Origin of the sequence: Streptomyces sp. NPDC052023, from assembly GCF_044548465.1 — a bacterium.
In the GTDB taxonomy this organism is placed as follows: Bacteria; Actinomycetota; Actinomycetes; order Streptomycetales; family Streptomycetaceae; genus Streptomyces.
Genome location: NZ_JBIUBW010000001.1, coordinates 128,569 through 145,415, shown reverse-complemented (window position 1 = coordinate 145,415; position 16,847 = coordinate 128,569). Strand labels below are relative to the sequence as shown.

Genomic DNA, 16,847 nt, shown 5'->3' with positions numbered 1-16,847 from the left:
CTACGTCATTCCTACGCCGCTGCGGCGCGCTCCCGCGGTACCACCCTCCTTGGCTCGCCGCGCGGGGTGTGCGTCGGTGAGCCCCCTCATTGAGGCGCGATGCCGGTTCTACCGGCCCCGGGCTGGTGAGCTGGGGCTTTCTTCCGGCGGCTCCGGGGTGATCTTCGCGTCGCGCTCGCCCCCGGGCTTCCACCGTCCCCGGGTCGCTCTGGGCTGCGTACGCCGCTACTCGTCCCCATCCATGCTTTTCGCTCCGCCCAGTGTACGGCGCCGGGCGGACCCTGGCCGACCGGATTTACGGGGGCGGCGGTCAGGGTGTAATTTGACCCGATTGGTCAATTATGCGACTTCGGATCCTCTGATGTCCGGCTCGGCGGATTACCCGGCGGGGAGCTGGGCACAACGCATGCATGCCGGGCGCGTGGCGGTCGCGGGGTGGGCGATTCGGGCGGCGTGCCCCGTTGCCGCGGGCGTCGAGTCGATTTATCGTCCCAGCACGATTCGCGTGCAAGATCACAATATGTGAAGGGGCCGCGGCCATGGTGGCGAAAAAGACCGCCGCACAGCAGTCGGCGTCCGGCAGGTCCACGCACGCTTCCGGCGGCGCGGCGGACGCGTCCGGCGGTGCGGCCAAGGGTTCGGGTGGGAAGAAGAGCACGCAGGGCGTGGCGTCGGCCGCGAAGCGCGCGGTGGACAAGGCCGTGGAGGGTGTCAAGCGGGTGCGGGCGGCGGCCTCGGTGGGGGTGGGCGGGAAGGGGGCGTCCGCCGGGGCTGCTGCTGGGGCTGGAACTGGTGCCGGGGCTGGGGAGCGGGCTGGGTCGTGGGTCGAGGGTGGGGGGAAGCGGACGGCGAGGAAGGCTGTGGTCACGGGGTCGGCCGGCGAGAAGGTGCCGGCTGGGGGACCGGCTGGCGGGGAAGGGCCGGCCCGAGGAGTGACGGGCGGGAGCGCGCCTGCAAAGGAGGCTGCGGGTGGGCGGGGGCACGCCGAGGGATCGGCGGGGCGGCGGGTGCACGCCAGGGGGCCGGCAGGCGTAGGAGGGTCGGTCAGGGAGTCGGAGGACGAGGCGGCACCGGCTGCGCGGGTGGGGACGAAGAAGGCCGCCGTCAAGAAGACCGCTGCGAAGGACGCGGTGGCCGGGGCCGCGGGGGGCGGCGGGGCGGAGGGCGAGGCGCGCTCCGCGAAGAAGGCCGCCGGGGGCGGTGCGGTCGCCGAGAAGCGTCCGGCGAGGAAGGCGGTCGCGGACGGCATCGCCGCCGAGAAGCGCCCGGCGAAGAAAGCGGTCGCGGGCGGTGGGACCGCCGGCAAGGGCCCGGCGAAGAAGGCCGCGGCCAAGAAGGTGCCGGCGAAGAAGACTGCGGCGGCCAAGTCGGCGGTGGTCGAGGTGGCGTCCGTCCCGGAGGGAGCGGCTGCGAAGAAGGCTGTCACCAAGAAGGCCGCGGCCAAGAAGACGGCCGCGAAGAAGGCCGCCGCCAAGAAGACCGCGGCACCGAGGGACGCGGCGGCGAAGAAGAAGGCGCCGGTGAAGGACGCCGTTCCGAAGAAGGTGGCGCCCGGCAAGAAGGGCGCGGCCAGGAGGGCGGCGGGAGCCGAGCGCGGGGCGGATGAGGAGGCCGTGGCCAGGAAGGTGGCCCCTGGCAAGAAGGCCGCTGCCAGGACGGAGGCGGCATCGGAGCAGATGGTGGGTGACGGGCGCGCCGCCAAGAAGGCGACCCCCGGAAAGAAGGCCGCGGCCGGGAAGGCGGCGGCTGAGCGTGCCCCCGGTGAGGGTGCTGTCGGGAAGGTGGCGCCTGCCGAGCCGGCCAAGACCGGGAAGGCGGCCGCATCGGTGCGGGCGGTTGAGGAGGGCGGCAAGCGGGAGGCGGCCCACGGCAAGGAGGGCGGGACCGGGAAGGTGGCGGCCGGGGAGGGTGGCGGCGCCGGGGATCTCGGGGAGGAGCGCGCCTCGCGGGGTGCGGGCGGGCGCAGTACGGGCAAGAAGGCGGGCGCGGCGCGGGCCGCGAAGCAGACGGGAGCCACGACGGTGGTTGCGAAGAAGACCCCACGGCAGGCCACGGCGGCGAAGACGGCTGTTCCCAAGGCGCGGGGCGCTGCCGCGGAGCCGGGCGACCTCGCTGTGCGCCCCGGTGAGGACCCCTGGACCCCGGAAGAGGTCGAGGAGGCCCACGGCGAGCTGACCTCGGAGATGGAGCGGCTGCGTGCCGAGATCGCCAACGCCGAGTCGTCCCTCGTGGGCCTGATGCGGGACTCCGGCGACGGCGCCGGCGACGATCAGGCCGACACCGGCGCCAAGAACATCACGCGCGAGCACGAGCTGGCCCTCGCCGCCAACGCCCGCGAGATGCTCACCCAGACCGAGCACGCCCTGCAACGCCTCGACGCCGGCACGTACGGTCTGTGCGAGAACTGCGGCAACCCCATCGGCAAGGCCCGGATGCAGGCCTTCCCCCGGGCCACTCTGTGTGTCGAGTGCAAGCAGAAGCAGGAGCGGCGGTACTGACCCGGTCCGGGCCCCTCCTGAGCGCATGCGCCGTCAGTGGTGTGCCGTACCCTCGTGCTCAGTCAGGCACCTAGGTTGAGGGACTCACGTGGCAGAGGCGGAGCGCATCATCGGTACGCCGGGCACCCCGGACGCGGCGCGGGCCGAGCAGGAGCGGCCCGGTGATGACGCCGCGTCGCGGGAAGGGTCCGGCGCCGAACCGGCACAGACCCCGTCCGGCCCGGACGAGCGGGACGCCCAGGCCGAGCGGCCCCGGGGCAGGCGCCGGATCGCCGTGCTGTTCGCGGTCGCCGGGTTCGCGTACGCCCTCGACCTGATCAGCAAGATGATCGTGGTGGCCAAGCTGGAGCACCATGAGCCGATCGAGGTCATCGGGGACTGGCTGCGTTTCGAGGCGATCCGCAACGCCGGTGCGGCCTTCGGCTTCGGCGAGGCCTTCACCGTGATCTTCACCGTGATCGCGGCGGCGGTGATCGTGGTGATCGTCCGGCTCGCCCGCAAGCTGTACAGCCTGCCCTGGGCGATCGCCCTCGGCCTGCTGCTCGGCGGTGCGCTCGGCAACCTCACCGACCGGATCTTCCGCTCGCCGGGCGTCTTCAAGGGCGCGGTCGTCGATTTCATCGCGCCCAAGCACTTCGCCGTCTTCAACCTCGCCGACTCGGCGATCGTGTGCGGCGGCATCCTGATCGTGCTGCTCTCGTTCAAGGGCCTCGACCCGGACGGCACCGTTCACAAGGACTGATCAACAGCCTCCGGTCAGCGGTGTCGGACCCGTCCGGCATACTCGACGGGTGAGCACGATTCCCGAGATCCGTACCCTGCCCGTGCCGGACGGCCTGGAGGGCGAGCGCGTCGACGCCGCCATCTCCCGCATGTTCGGCTTCTCCCGTACCAAGGCCGCGGAGCTCGCCGCGGCGGGCAAGGTGCTGGTCGACGGCGCGGCGGTCGGCAAGTCCGAGCGGGTGCGCGGCGGCGCCTGGATGGAGGTCGAGATGCCGCAGGCGGCCCCGCCGGTGCAGGTGGTGGCCGAGCCGGTCGAGGGCATGGAGATCGTGCACGACGACGAGGACGTGGTCGTCATCGTCAAGCCGGTCGGCGTGGCCGCGCACCCGAGTCCGGGCTGGACCGGTCCGACGGTGATCGGCGGCCTGGCGGCGGCGGGTTACCGGATCTCCACGTCCGGCGCGGCCGAGCGGCAGGGCATCGTGCACCGGCTCGACGTCGGCACCTCGGGTCTGATGGTGGTCGCCAAGTCCGAGCGCGCGTACACCTCGCTCAAGCGGCAGTTCAAGCAGCGCACGGTCGACAAGCGGTACCACACCCTCGTCCAGGGCCACCCCGACCCGACCAGCGGCACCATCGACGCGCCCATCGGCCGTCACCCCAACCACGACTACAAATGGGCGGTCACGGCCGACGGCAAGCCCTCCGTCACGCACTACGACCTGATCGAGGCCTTCCGCGCGGCGTCCCTGCTGGACGTGAAGCTGGAGACGGGCCGCACCCACCAGATCCGTGTCCACATGGCCGCCCACCGGCACCCCTGCGCCGGTGACCTGACGTACGGCGCCGACCCGACGCTCGCCAAGCGGCTCGGACTGACGCGGCAGTGGCTGCACGCCGTCCGGCTCGGCTTCGACCACCCCGGCGACGGTGAGTGGGTGGAGTTCGCCTGCGACTACCCCGACGACCTGCAGAGCGCGTTGGACAAGGTGCGCGAGGAGACCCACGGATGAGCCCCGGGTACGTCGTGCGGGTCGCCGAGGAGGCGGCCGACCGCGAGGCGTGTTTCGCCGTGCGCAAGGAGGTCTTCGTCGCCGAACAGGGCGTGCCGGAGGACGTGGAGTACGACGCGTACGACGCCGGCGCGCTGCATGTGCTGGCCGTGCGCCAGGACGGCGTGCCGCTCGGGACAGGGCGGCTGCTGTACGGCGCCGCGGCGGCCGGCAAGACCGGGGGCGATCCGTCGGTGGGGTCGCTCGGGCGGCTCGCGGTGGCGCGGGAGGCCCGTGGACTCGGCGTCGGTGTCGCACTGGTGCGGGCCATCGAGGACGCCGCACGCGCGCGGGGACTCGCTGCCGTCGACCTGCACGCGCAGACGCATGCCCTGGGGTTCTACGAGCGGCTGGGGTATGTGGCCTACGGCCCGGAGTTCCCCGACGCGGGGATACCGCACCGTTCCATGCGGCGTTCGCTCTAGCGTCCGGCACGGCTCGGCCGTGCGACGCGGGGCGTGACCGTTCGACGGGGGTTTCGTCCGTTCCGAGCCCGGAGTGCTGACCGTGGATCAGTTGGCCCTGTTGTTCGTGCTGTTGCTCGGGGCCGTGGTGAGTGTCCCGGTCGGGGACCGGCTGCGGCTGCCGGCGCCCGTGCTGATGACGCTGCTGGGCATCGTGCTGGCGCTGCTGGAGTTCGTGCCGAACGTCGACATCCCACCGGATCTGATCCTGCCGCTGCTGCTGCCCCCGCTCCTCTACGCCGCGGTGCGGCGCACGTCCTGGCGGCAGTTCACGGCGAACGTCCGGCCGATCCTCCTGCTGGCCGTGGCGCTGGTGTTCGTCACCATGGTGTGTGTGGCGGCCGTGGCCCACGCGATCGTGCCGGGGCTGCCGCTCGCCGCCGCCCTGGCGCTCGGGGCGCTGGTCGCGCCGCCCGACCCGGTCGCGGCGACCGCCGTCGCGGGGCAGTTGGGGCTGCCCCGGCGGCTGGTGTCGATCCTGGAGGGCGAGGGCCTGTTCAACGACGTCACGGCCATCGTGCTGTACCACGTGGCGATCGCCGCGGCCGTGAGCGGGACGTTCTCGCCGTGGGAGGCCGGAGGCCAGCTGGTGCTGTCCGCGGTCGTCGCGGTCGCGGTGGGGCTCGCGCTCGGCTGGGGCGCGAACAAGCTGATGGACGTGCTCGGGGACGCCACCCTGCAGATCAGCCTGACCCTGCTGGTGCCGTACGCCTCCTACGTGCTGGCCGAGGAACTGCACGGGTCCGGGGTGCTCGCGGTGCTCACCACCGCGCTGTTCCTCGCCGAGTACGCGAGCGATCCCGACGACGTGCTGACACGGCTTGCCGGGCACACCTTCTGGGACATCGTCGACACCCTTGTCACCGGGGTCGCGTTCGGGCTGATCGGGCTGGAGCTGCACAACGCGATCCGGACGGCGTCCGGGCGGTGGGGTGAGCTGCTGGGGTGGTCGGCGGCGATCGTGGGGGTGGTCGTACTGGTGCGTCTGGCGTGGTTGCTGCCGGCCACCTGGCTCACCAAGCGGTTGCACGCCCGGCGGGACTATGACGAGGAGATCCCGACGAGCTGGCGCGAGACCGTGGTGATGTGGTGGGCCGGGATGCGGGGGGTCGCGTCCGTGGCGCTGGCGCTGGCGATTCCGCTCCGGACGGAGAGCGGGGCCCCCTTTCCCAACCGGAACGAGATCGTGTTCGTGGCGTTCGGGGTGATCATGGCGACGCTGGTGCTCCAGGGGCTGAGCCTGCCGTGGCTGGTGCGGCGGCTCGGGGTGCGGGCGGACACGGCGCGGGAGCAGGAGTTCGAGCGGGCGCTGGCGGTGCGGGCCGCCAAGGCGGCGAAGCGGAGGCTGCGGGAGATCGAGGAGGTGGAGGAGCTGCCGGACGAGATGTCCGAGCGGATGTTGCGGCGGGCGTCGGACATCGGGTGGCGGATCAGTCCGGAGCTGGGGGAGGACGAGCGGCGGGAGGGGCACGAGCAGCGGGCCCGGCGGGTGCGGAGGTTGCGTCGGATCGAGGGGGAGATGCTCAGCGCGGCGCGGCACGAGGTGCTGGCCGCGCGCAGTGAGGTGGGGGCGGATCCGGAGGTGGTGGATCGGGTGTTGCGGCAGCTGGATGTGCGTAGTTTGCGGTGAGCGTGGGTGCGTGGGTGGGGGTCGGTCTCCCACCCACGCACACTCGTTCGGGCGCTCTCTCAGCCTCGGTCCGGCCTCGGCGCTTCCACCGCCCGCCGGCCGTCCCGGGAGCGGCGGTGGCCGTTGGGCCCCGGAGGCAGGGTGGCGTCCGCCGTGTTGACGCGGGGGAGGGCGTACTGGTGTTCCTTGATCAGCCAGGCGATCATCTGCTCGCGGACCGTCACCCGTACCGTCCAGACGTCGTCCGCGTCCTTCGCCGTCACCAGAGCCCGTACCTCCATGGTGTTGGGCGTGGTGTCCGTGACGTCCAGGCCGTAGTGGCGGCCGTCCCAGGCGGGGCACTCGCGCAGGATGTCGCGGAGCTTCTCGCGCATCGCGGCCACCGGGGCGGTGTGGTCGAGGTGCCAGTAGACGATGCCGGTCATCTGCGGGGTGCCGCGCGACCAGTTCTCGAAGGGCTTGGACGTGAAGTACGACACCGGCATCGTGATCCGGCGTTCGTCCCAGGTGCGGACCGTGAGGTAGGTCAGCGTGATCTCCTCCACGGTGCCCCACTCGCCGTCCACCACGACCGTGTCACCGATGCGCACCATGTCGCCGAAGGCGATCTGGAGTCCCGCGAACATGTTGCTCAGCGTGGACTGCGCCGCCACACCGGCGACGATGCCGAGGATTCCGGCGGAGGCGAGCAGTGAGGCGCCCGCCGCGCGCATCGCCGGGAAGGTCAGCAGCATCGACGCGATGGCCACCACACCGACGATCGCCGCGACCACCCGCAAGATCAGGGTGACCTGGGTACGCACCCGGCGGACCCGGGCCGGGTCGCGCTGGACACGGGAGTTGGCGTACCGCGAGTACGAGGTCTCGACGACGGCCGCCGCGATCCGGATCACCAGCCAGGCCGCCGATCCGATCAGGACCAGCGTGAGCGCCTGACCGATGCCGACCCGGTGGTCCTCCAGCAGTTGCGTCTCGTCGTACGACCCTCTCAGCAGGGCGGCGCACAGCACGAGCTGGAAGGGGATGCGGCCACGGCGCAGCAGACCCCACAGCGGGGTCTCCGGGTGCCGCTGGTCGGCCTTGCGCAGCAGCAGGTCGGTGGCCCACCCGATGAGCAGGCCGAGCACGACCGAACCGCCGATGACTATCAGGGGTCGGAGCAGGTTCTCCATGTCCTCGAACGTAACCAGTCATCGGGGGCAGTGAACATGTGACTTCCTGGCGCATCGGGGTAATGCCCCCGACCGGCGCCGTCGTACCCGGCTGGCACCATGGCCTCATGAACATCATGCTGTTTCACTCGACCTACGGCCTCACGCCCGCGGTGCGCGCCGCGGCGGACCGGCTGCGCGCGGCCGGTCACGAGGTGTGGACGCCGGACCTCTTCGAGGGGCGCACGTTCGCGACGGCCGAGGAGGGCATGGCGTTCAAGGAGGAGGTCGGCAAGGACGAGCTGCTGAAGCGGGCCGTGCTGGCCGCGGCGCCCTGTTCGGAGCGCGGACTGGTGTACTCCGGCTTCTCGCTCGGCGCCTCGGTCGCGCAGACCCTCGCGCTGGGCGACGAGAAGGCGCGCGGGCTGCTCCTGCTCCACGGCACGTCGGACCTCGCGCCAGGCGTCTTTGTGGACGACCTGCCGGTGCAGCTGCACGTCGCCGAGCCGGATCCGTTCGAGACGGACGACTGGCTGAGCGCCTGGTATCTCCAGATGCGCCGCGCCGGGGCGGACGTGGAGGTCTACCGGTACGCCGGGGCCGGCCACCTGTACACCGACCCCGAGCTGCCGGACTACGACGAGGAGGCCGCCGAGGCCACCTGGCGGGTGGCGCTCGGCTTCCTCGACAGTCTCTGACGCGGCTGCCGGCGGCTTACACCGGGTCGTACGTGCGCTCCACCTTCTGCGTGCCGCTGCGCGTCCGGTACGAGCGGCTCCACGAGGCCTTCGAGTCGGCCCTGGTGCGGTCGGCGAGGACGTAGTAGTCCATCTGCGCGCGTTCGGCGGTGATGTCCAGGACGCCGTAGCCGTGGCGGTCGGTGTCGACCCAGTGGACGTGCCGGTTGGCGGCGCGGATGAGCGGGGAGGCGAGGGCGGAGACGGTGCCCTCCGGGACCTTCACCAGGTCGTCGAGGTTGTCGGACGTGACCGAGGTGACGACGAACTCCGTGGCGGCGGACGCCGAGAGCGGGTACGTGCCGGCGTTCACCGGCACGTCGTTGGCCCACGCCATGTGGATGTCGCCGGTGAGGAAGACCGTGTTGCGGATGGCGTTCGCGCGCAGGTGGGCGAGGACCTCGCGGCGGTCGTCGGTGTAGCCGTCCCACTGGTCGGTGTTGACGGCCAGGCCCTCCTGCGGCAGGCCCAGCAGCTTGGCCAGCGGCTTGAGCAGCTCGGCGGAGAGCGACCCGATGGCGAACGGCGAGATCATGACCGAGTTGCGGGCGCGCCCGGTGAGCGTGCGGTCCGGGTCGTCGACGTCGCCGTTGCCGAGGGCGACCTGCTGGGAGCGGAAGGAGCGCAGATCGAGCAGGGAGAGATCGGCGAGCTTGCCGAAGCGCAGCCGGCGGTAGGTGGTGCCGGCGATGGCCGGGCGGACCGGCATCCACTCGAAGTACGCCTGCTTGGCGGCGGCCTGGCGGGCCGACCAGGTGCCCTCGGCGCCCTCGGTGTGGTTCTCGGCGCCGCCGGACCAGGCGTCGTTGGCGATCTCGTGGTCGTCCCAGATGGCCACCACCGGGGCTGCCGCGTGCAGCGCCTGGAGGTCAGGGTCCGTCTTGTAGCGGCCGTGGCGTATGCGGTAGTCGGCGAGGGTGGTGATCTCGTGCGCGGGGGCGTGCGAGCGCACGGAGGTGCCCCGGGTGCCGTACTCGCCCGCCGGGTACTCGTAGATGTAGTCGCCGAGGTGCAGCCAGGCGTCCAGGTCGCCGCGGACGGCGAGGTGGCGGTAGGCGGCGAAGTAGCCGGCCTCCCAGTTGGCGCAGGAGACCACGCCGAAGCGGAGGTTCGCGACCGCCGCGTCGGTGGCGGGGGCGGTGCGGGCGCGCCCGGCGGGGGAGTCGGTGCCGCCGGCCGAGAAGCGGAACCAGTAGTCGGTGGCGGGTGCGAGACCGCGGATGTCGGCCTTGACCGTGTGGTCGGAGGCTGCGGTCGCGGTGGTGGTGCCCTTGGCGACGATGTTCGTGAACGCCTTGTCCGTGGCCACGGTCCAGCTGACCGGGGTGTCCGGACCGAGTCCGGAGCCGGGTGTCGCCTCGGCGGTGGGCGTCACCCGGGTCCACAGCAGGATGCCGTCCGGGAGCGGGTCGCCGGAGGCGACGCCGTGCAGGAAGGCGGGGGTTGCGGCGGCCGCGAGGGCCGGCAGGGCGCCGGCGAGCGGGGCGGCGAGAACGGCTCCGGCGGCGGCCGCCTTGACGACCGTACGGCGGCGCGGAGCGGGGGAGTTGAGGCCCGTGGTGGGTCTGTGTCGACTGGTCACGGGCGATCAGATTACTGATCGGTAGCGCTTTCGGTAAGGCACGGGTGTGCGAAGAGCGGGCGAACCCGCAAGAGTTCGCCCGCTCGTTCTTCGTGCTTCCGTACGGCGTTACCGCCTGACGGGGTGTTACCGGGTGCTACTTGGTGACGCCCGCGTCCTTGAGTGCCTTCTCCCACTCGGCGACGGAGCCCGGGTTCTTGATCACCTTGTCGTTGATCTTGATGGTCGGCGTCGACTTGACGTCCTTCGTGTTGTCGAAGGAGTCGCTCATCTTCATCGCCCAGGCGTCGTAGGTGCCCTTCTCCACGGCGTCCTGGAACTTCTTGTTGTTCTTCAGCGCGTCCACCGTGTCCGCCACCTTGATCAGGTAGTCGTCCTTCGCGAACTCGTCGCCGGTCTCCTCGGGGTGGTACTCCGCCGAGTACAGCGCGGCCTTGTAGTCCAGGAACGCCTCGGGGCTGACGTTCAGCGCGGCACCGAGCGCGCTGAGGGCGTTCTTGGAGCCCTCGCCGCCGAGGTTGCCGTCGAGGAAGGTGCCGAGGGTGAGGGAGAGCTTGTAGTCGCCGTCCTCCATGCCCTTGTTGACGGTCTCGCCGACGGTCTGCTCGAAGGAGGCGCAGGCCGGGCAGCGGGGGTCCTCGTAGAGGTGGACCACGTTGTCGGACTTGGAGTCGCCGACGAGGACCGTGGTGCCGTTCTTGCCGGAGGTGTTGGCCGGGGCCACGACCTTGGCGTCGGCGGCGGCCTCCCACTTGCCCGGCTGGCTGGTCTGGACGACGGCGTAACCGATGCCGCCGGCCACGGCGAGGACGCCGACGACCGAGCAGGCGACGATGATCTGCCGCCTGACCTTGGCGCGCTGGGCCTCGCGCTCGCGCTCGGCCCGCAGCCGCTCCCGGGCCGCCGTCTTCGCCGCCTGGCTGTTCCGCTTGCTCATGGTGATCTCCGTGTGGGACGCGCACATGTCGTACGCGGGATACGTGTGAGGGGTGTGGATCGTGCTCGGGGCGCCGCCCGGAGGCGGCGATCGGCGCCGGACCGCTCAGGCGGCCAGGGCGAGGGAGCACGGCGGGCCACGCCGTCCCAGGGAGTGGGTGAGGAGCAGGTCGCGCGCGGGGGCCGAACGGCGCGTGGGGCGGGGGAACCGGGGTGCCGGTGCCGCGGGCCGTACCGTGCGGGCGGCGGCCGCCAGCAGCAGCGGCCGGAACGTGGTCGCGGCCATCGCGCTCAGCAGCTGGGCCAGGGCCCGCTCGCCGCGGCGCAGCCAGGCCGCCGCCAGCAGGCCGACGCCCACGTGGGCGCCGAGCAGCAGCCAGGCGGTCTCCGGGTGCGCGTGCGCCAGGACGGAGGCGACCCGCTCGGTGCCGCTGGTGCCGGCCATCCGGGCAAGTGGTGAGCCCACCTCCCCGCCGCCGCACAGCAGGTCGAGGCCGACCGAGCGCAGCGGGCCCGCGACCGGGCCGCCCGCCCGTCCGTAACAGGCGTGCTGGCCCGCGGTGAACACCGTGTCGGCGGCCAGCTCCAGCGGGATCAGCAGCGCGGCGATCCGGCCGAAGCCGCGCTCCCGGCCGGCCAGGGAGTACGCGAGGACGAACACGGTGGCGGCGATCGCCGCCACCGTGCCCAGTGGCAGGGGGGCCCGGGACAGCAGCACGTGCGACGCGGCGCTGAGCGTCACGACGATCGCCGTGAACAGCGCCGCGCGTACGGCTCTGAGGTGTGTCCCGGATATGTCCATAGCGGGGAGAGTGTGTCACGGACTCCGGTAAGGGACTCCTAAAGGGTCCCTGTGAAGTCCTGGTGTGGTCGGTCGGTGTGGTCGGTGTGGCCGGTGTGCGGTCAGAGGCCGGGGATCCGGCCGTTGCGGAAGAGGTCGACGAAGATCTGGTGGTCGGCGCGCGCGCGTGCGCCGTAGGTGTGCGCGAAGTCGGCCAGGAGCGGCGCGAGGCCGCCCTCGTCGCCCGCGAGGGCCGCGTCGATGGCCCGCTCCGTGGAGAACGGCACCAGGTCGGAGTGGCCGGAGTCGTCGTCGGCCGCCGAGTGCATGCTGGCCGTGGCCCGGCCCAGGTCGGCGACGACCGCGGCGATCTCCTCCGGGTCGTCGATGTCGCCCCAGTCCAGGTCGACGGCGTACGGCGACACCTCGGCGACCAGCTGGCCCGCGCCGTCCAGCTCGGTCCAGCCGAGCCACGGGTCGGCGTGCGCCTGGAGGGCGCGCTGGGAGATCACCGTGCGGTGGCCCTCGTGCTGGAAGTACTCGCGGATCGCCGGGTCCGTGATGTGCCGGGATACGGCCGGGGTCTGAGCCTGCTTGACGTAGATCACCACGTCGTTCTCCAGGGCGTCGCTGTTGCCCTCCAGCAGGATGTTGTACGAGGGCAGGCCGGCCGAGCCGATGCCGATGCCGCGGCGGCCGACGACGTCCTTCACCCGGTAGGAGTCCGGGCGGGACAGGGAGGACTCCGGGAGTGTCTCCAGATAGCCGTCGAAGGCGGCCAGCACCTTGTAGCGGGTGGCCGCGTCCAGCTCGATGGAGCCGCCGCCCGGGGCGAACCGGCGTTCGAAGTCGCGGATCTCGGTCATCGAGTCCAGCAGCCCGAACCGGGTCAGCGAGCGGGCGACACGCAGCGCGTCCAGCAGCGGGCCCTCGGCGGTGTCCAGGGTGAACGGCGGCACCTCGTCGCTCTTGGCGCCGGTGGCCAGCGCGCGCACGCGCTCGCGGTAGGCGGACGCGTAGATCGTCACCAGCTCGGTGATCTGCTCGTCGCTGAGCGCCTTCGCGTAGCCGATGAGGGCGATGGAGGCGGCGAAGCGCTTCAGGTCCCAGGTGAAGGGCCCGACGTACGCCTCGTCGAAGTCGTTGACGTTGAAGATCAGCCGGCCGTTCGAGTCCATGTACGTGCCGAAGTTCTCCGCGTGCAGGTCGCCGTGGATCCACACGCGCGAGGTGCGCTCGTCCAGGAACGGCCCGCTGTATATTCCGCCGTCGCCCCGCCCGGCGCTCTCGGCGTCGAGGTCGTGGTAGAAGAGGCACGCCGTGCCCCGGTAGAAGGCGAACGCCGAGGCCGCCATCTTCCGGAACTTCACGCGGAACGCGGCCGGGTCGGCGGCGAGCAGCTCGCCGAAGGCGGTGCCGAAGACGGCGAGGATCTCCTCACCGCGGTGCTCGTCGTCGAGCTGCGGGAACGACATCGCTGGGTGCCTCCTGGTGCGGGTCGTGCGTGACCTGTGGGACGGATGGTGCGTGCCCGTGGCACCGGGCGTCCGTCACCTTCCAACGGACGAAGGTACGCGGGAGTGCCCGTCGGTTGTCAGAGCCGGGGCATAGACTTCGACGCTGTCCCCAGACTGTCCGCAGCCCGTCGGACCCCCGTCGACGTACGTTTTCCTTGGAGGCCGAAACCGTGTCGAAGCCGCCGTTCACGCACCTGCACGTCCACACCCAGTACTCGCTGCTGGACGGTGCCGCGCGGCTCAAGGACATGTTCAACGCCTGCAACGAGATGGGCATGACGCACATCGCCATGTCCGACCACGGCAACCTGCACGGGGCGTACGACTTCTTCCACAGCGCGAAGAAGGCGGGCGTCACGCCGATCATCGGTATCGAGGCGTACGTCGCCCCCGAGTCCCGGCGCAACAAGCGCAAGATCCAGTGGGGCCAGCCGCACCAGAAGCGGGACGACGTCTCCGGTTCGGGCGGTTACACCCACAAGACGATGTGGGCGGTGAACAGCACCGGTCTGCACAACCTCTTCCGGCTCTCCTCCGACGCCTACGCCGAGGGCTGGCTGCAGAAGTGGCCCCGGATGGACAAGGAGACCATCTCCCAGTGGTCGGAGGGGATCGTCGCCTCCACCGGCTGCCCGTCCGGCGAGCTGCAGACCCGGCTGCGCCTCGGCCAGTTCGACGAGGCCCTGAAGGCGGCCGCCGAGTACCAGGACATCTTCGGCAAGGACCGGTACTTCCTGGAGCTGATGGACCACGGCATCGAGATCGAGCACCGGGTCCGGGACGGACTGCTCGAGATCGGCCGGAAGCTCGGCATCCCGCCGCTGGTCACCAACGACTCGCACTACACGTACGCGCACGAGGCCGGCGCCCACGACGCGCTGCTGTGCATCCAGACCGGCAAGAACCTCTCCGACCCCGACCGCTTCAAGTTCGACGGCACCGGCTACTACCTGAAGTCCACGGACGAGATGTACGCCATCGACTCCTCGGACGCCTGGCAGGAGGGCTGTGCCAACACGCTCCTGGTGGCCGAGATGGTCGACACCACGGGCATGTTCGAGAAGCGCGACCTGATGCCCAAGTTCGACATCCCCGAGGGCTACACCGAGGTCACCTGGTTCAAGGAGGAGGTGCGCCGGGGCATGGAGCGCCGCTTCCCCGGCGGCATCCCCGAGGACCGCCAGAGGCAGGCCGACTACGAGATGGACGTCATCATCTCGATGGGCTTCCCCGGCTACTTCCTGGTGGTCGCCGACTTCATCATGTGGGCCAAGAAGAACGGCATCGCGGTCGGACCCGGCCGTGGCTCCGCGGCCGGCTCGATCGTCGCCTACGCCATGGGCATCACCGACCTCGACCCGATCCCGCACGGCCTGATCTTCGAGCGGTTCCTCAACCCCGAGCGCGTCTCGATGCCCGATGTCGACATCGACTTCGACGAGCGCAGGCGCGTCGAGGTGATCAGATACGTGACGGAGAAGTACGGCGCCGACAAGGTCGCCATGATCGGCACGTACGGCACCATCAAGGCGAAGAACGCCATCAAGGACTCCGCGCGCGTCCTGGGCTACCCGTACGCGATGGGCGACCGGCTCACCAAGGCCATGCCGCCGGACGTTCTCGGCAAGGGCATCCCGCTCTCCGGCATCACCGACCCGCAGCACCCCCGCTACTCGGAGGCGGGCGAGATCCGGGCGATGTACGAGAACGAGCCCGACGTCAAGAAGGTGATCGACACCGCCAAGGGCGTCGAGGGCCTGGTCCGGCAGATGGGTGTGCACGCGGCCGGCGTGATCATGTCGAGCGAGACCATCACCGACCACGTCCCGGTCTGGGTGCGGCACACCGACGGCGTGACCATCACGCAGTGGGACTACCCGAGCTGCGAGTCGCTCGGCCTGCTGAAGATGGACTTCCTGGGCCTGCGCAACCTCACGATCATGGACGACGCCGTCAAGATGGTGAAGTCCAACAAGGGCATCGACATCGACCTGCTGTCGCTGCCGCTGGACGACCCCACGACGTTCGAGCTGCTGCAGCGCGGCGACACCCTCGGTGTCTTCCAGTTCGACGGCGGCCCGATGCGCTCGCTGCTGCGGCTGATGAAGCCGGACAACTTCGAGGACATCTCCGCCGTCTCGGCCCTGTACCGCCCGGGCCCGATGGGCATGAACTCCCACACGAACTACGCGCTGCGCAAGAACGGCCAGCAGGAGATCACGCCGATCCACAAGGAGCTCGAAGAGCCCCTCAGGGAGGTCCTGGACGTCACCTACGGCCTGATCGTCTATCAGGAGCAGGTGCAGAAGGCCGCCCAGATCATCGCGGGCTACTCGCTCGGCGAGGCCGACATCCTCCGCCGGGTGATGGGCAAGAAGAAGCCCGAGGAGCTGGAGAAGAACTTCGTCATCTTCCAGGGTGGTGCCCGCAAGAACGGATACAGCGACGAGGCGATCCAGGCCCTGTGGGACGTGCTGGTCCCGTTCGCCGGCTACGCCTTCAACAAGGCGCACTCGGCGGCGTACGGACTGGTCTCCTACTGGACCGCGTACCTCAAGGCGAACCACCCCGCCGAGTACATGGCCGCGCTGCTCACCTCGGTCAAGGACGACAAGGACAAGTCGGCCGTCTATCTCAACGAGTGCCGCCGCATGGGCATCCGGGTACTCCCGCCGAACGTCAACGAGTCCGAGTCGAACTTCGCCGCCCAGGGCGACGACGTGATCCTCTTCGGCCTGTCCGCCGTCCGCAACGTCGGTACCAACGTGGTCGAGTCGATCATCAAGTGCCGTAAGACGAAGGGGAAGTACGCCTCCTTCCCCGACTACCTCGACAAGGTCGACGCGGTCGTGTGCAACAAGCGGACCACGGAGTCGCTGATCAAGGCGGGCGCGTTCGACACCATGGGCCACACCCGCAAGGGCCTGACGGCGCAGTACGAACCGATGATCGACAACGTGGTCGCAGTCAAGCGGAAGGAGGCGGAGGGGCAGTTCGACCTCTTCGGCGGCATGGGCGACGAGGCGAGCAGCGAGCCGGGCTTCGGTCTGGACGTGGAGTTCGCGCCGGAGGAGTGGGACAAGACCTATCTGCTCGCCCAGGAGCGCGAGATGCTCGGTCTGTACGTCTCCGACCACCCGCTCTTCGGCCTCGAGCACGTGCTCTCGGACAAGGCCGACGCGGGCATCGCGCAGCTCACCGGCGGTGACTTCGGCGACGGCGCGGTCGTCACCATCGGCGGCATCATCTCGGGCCTCCAGCGCAAGATGACCAAGCAGGGCAACGCCTGGGCCATCGCCACCGTCGAGGACCTCGCCGGTTCCATCGAGTGCATGTTCTTCCCGGCGACGTACCAGCTGGTGTCGACCCAACTGGTCGAGGACGCCGTGGTGTTCGTCAAGGGCCGCCTGGACAAGCGTGAGGACGTGCCGCGGCTGGTCGCGATGGAGCTGATGGTCCCCGACCTGTCCCACGCGGGCACCAACGCGCCCGTGGTGCTCACCATCCCCGCGGTGAAGGTCACTCCGCCCATGATCAGCCGGCTCGGTGAGATCCTCACCCACCACAAGGGCGACAGCGAGGTGCGGATCAAGCTCCAGGGGCCGACGAAGACGACCGTCCTGCGACTGGACCGGCACCGGGTGAAGCCCGACCCGGCGTTGTTCGGCGATCTGAAGGTGCTGCTCGGCCCGTCCTGCCTGGCGGGCTGAGACCGGCTTCCCGATGTGAGCGAGGGGCGCGTCCGCCGATGGACGCGCCCCTCGTCATGTGCCTGG

The 16,847-nt window shown here is 70.7% G+C and carries 12 protein-coding genes; 7 read left to right on the top strand and 5 right to left on the bottom strand.

Annotation, left to right across the window (positions count from 1 at the left end):
- Positions 1–1,082 precede the first annotated feature (1,082 nt).
- The 5 genes from ACIHCM_RS00640 to ACIHCM_RS00620 all read left to right on the top strand — a co-directional run bounded on the left by ACIHCM_RS00640 (position 1,083) and on the right by ACIHCM_RS00620 (position 6,367).
- Entirely contained in the window at positions 1,083–2,498 is a 1,416-nt protein-coding gene (locus ACIHCM_RS00640) for a TraR/DksA family transcriptional regulator (RefSeq protein WP_399887298.1), read from the top strand.
- A gap of 88 nt (positions 2,499–2,586) precedes the next feature.
- Positions 2,587–3,240, top strand: a complete 654-nt coding sequence (lspA, locus tag ACIHCM_RS00635) for a signal peptidase II (RefSeq protein WP_399887296.1) — start codon at positions 2,587–2,589, stop codon at positions 3,238–3,240.
- A 49-nt stretch (positions 3,241–3,289) separates the two neighbouring features.
- Positions 3,290–4,234, top strand: coding sequence for an RluA family pseudouridine synthase (locus ACIHCM_RS00630; RefSeq protein ID WP_399887294.1), 945 nt, complete (start codon positions 3,290–3,292; stop codon positions 4,232–4,234).
- Positions 4,231–4,698: a GNAT family N-acetyltransferase gene (locus tag ACIHCM_RS00625; protein WP_399887292.1), complete on the top strand. Its 468-nt coding sequence runs from the start codon at positions 4,231–4,233 to the stop codon at positions 4,696–4,698. The genes ACIHCM_RS00630 and ACIHCM_RS00625 overlap by 4 nt, the downstream gene beginning before the upstream one ends.
- Positions 4,699–4,780: 82 nt before the next feature.
- Positions 4,781–6,367 carry a Na+/H+ antiporter gene (locus ACIHCM_RS00620; RefSeq protein WP_399887290.1) on the top strand — a complete coding sequence of 529 codons (1,587 nt, stop codon included), beginning with the start codon at positions 4,781–4,783 and terminating at the stop codon, positions 6,365–6,367.
- Between the two features lie 59 nt (positions 6,368–6,426).
- Here the strand turns inward: ACIHCM_RS00620 and ACIHCM_RS00615 are convergent, their stop codons facing one another.
- On the bottom strand, positions 6,427–7,539 hold the full coding sequence (locus tag ACIHCM_RS00615; RefSeq protein ID WP_399887288.1) for a mechanosensitive ion channel family protein: 1,113 nt from the start codon (positions 7,537–7,539) through the stop codon (positions 6,427–6,429).
- A 107-nt stretch (positions 7,540–7,646) separates the two neighbouring features.
- Here ACIHCM_RS00615 and ACIHCM_RS00610 point away from each other — a divergent pair, with 107 nt between their 5' ends.
- The gene (locus ACIHCM_RS00610) at positions 7,647–8,216 is read left to right on the top strand and encodes a dienelactone hydrolase family protein (protein WP_399887286.1); all 570 of its coding nucleotides are present in this window, start codon (positions 7,647–7,649) and stop codon (positions 8,214–8,216) included.
- Between the two features lie 16 nt (positions 8,217–8,232).
- Here ACIHCM_RS00610 and ACIHCM_RS00605 read toward each other — a convergent pair whose 3' ends face one another.
- The 4 genes from ACIHCM_RS00605 to ACIHCM_RS00590 form a co-directional block, all read right to left on the bottom strand.
- A complete protein-coding gene (locus ACIHCM_RS00605) occupies positions 8,233–9,837 on the bottom strand; it encodes an alkaline phosphatase D family protein (protein ID WP_399887284.1) in 1,605 nt (534 codons plus the stop codon).
- A 136-nt stretch (positions 9,838–9,973) separates the two neighbouring features.
- A complete protein-coding gene (locus ACIHCM_RS00600; RefSeq protein ID WP_399887282.1) occupies positions 9,974–10,774 on the bottom strand; it encodes a DsbA family protein in 801 nt (266 codons plus the stop codon).
- Positions 10,775–10,879: 105 nt separating this feature from the next.
- Positions 10,880–11,575, bottom strand: coding sequence for a hypothetical protein (locus ACIHCM_RS00595; RefSeq protein WP_399887280.1), 696 nt, complete (start codon positions 11,573–11,575; stop codon positions 10,880–10,882).
- Positions 11,576–11,676: 101 nt separating this feature from the next.
- Complete coding sequence (locus ACIHCM_RS00590) at positions 11,677–13,029, bottom strand: DUF2252 domain-containing protein (RefSeq protein WP_399887278.1); 1,353 nt, start codon at positions 13,027–13,029, stop codon at positions 11,677–11,679.
- A gap of 212 nt (positions 13,030–13,241) precedes the next feature.
- On the opposite strand from ACIHCM_RS00590, the gene dnaE reads away from it, so the two are divergent.
- The gene (gene dnaE / locus ACIHCM_RS00585; protein WP_399887276.1) at positions 13,242–16,781 is read left to right on the top strand and encodes a DNA polymerase III subunit alpha; all 3,540 of its coding nucleotides are present in this window, start codon (positions 13,242–13,244) and stop codon (positions 16,779–16,781) included.
- The last annotated feature ends 66 nt before the right edge of the window (positions 16,782–16,847 follow it).

Bases quoted from the DNA above. Each gene is read 5' to 3' on its own strand.
- ACIHCM_RS00615 (WP_399887288.1), bottom strand. From the start codon at position 7,539: ATGGAGAACCTGCTCCGACCCCTGATAGTCATCGGCGGTTCGGTCGTG.
- ACIHCM_RS00595 (WP_399887280.1), bottom strand. From the start codon at position 11,575: ATGGACATATCCGGGACACACCTCAGAGCCGTACGCGCGGCGCTGTTC.
- ACIHCM_RS00590 (WP_399887278.1), bottom strand. From the start codon at position 13,029: ATGTCGTTCCCGCAGCTCGACGACGAGCACCGCGGTGAGGAGATCCTC.
- ACIHCM_RS00625 (WP_399887292.1), top strand. From the start codon at position 4,231: ATGAGCCCCGGGTACGTCGTGCGGGTCGCCGAGGAGGCGGCCGACCGC.
- ACIHCM_RS00600 (WP_399887282.1), bottom strand. From the start codon at position 10,774: ATGAGCAAGCGGAACAGCCAGGCGGCGAAGACGGCGGCCCGGGAGCGG.
- ACIHCM_RS00610 (WP_399887286.1), top strand. From the start codon at position 7,647: ATGAACATCATGCTGTTTCACTCGACCTACGGCCTCACGCCCGCGGTG.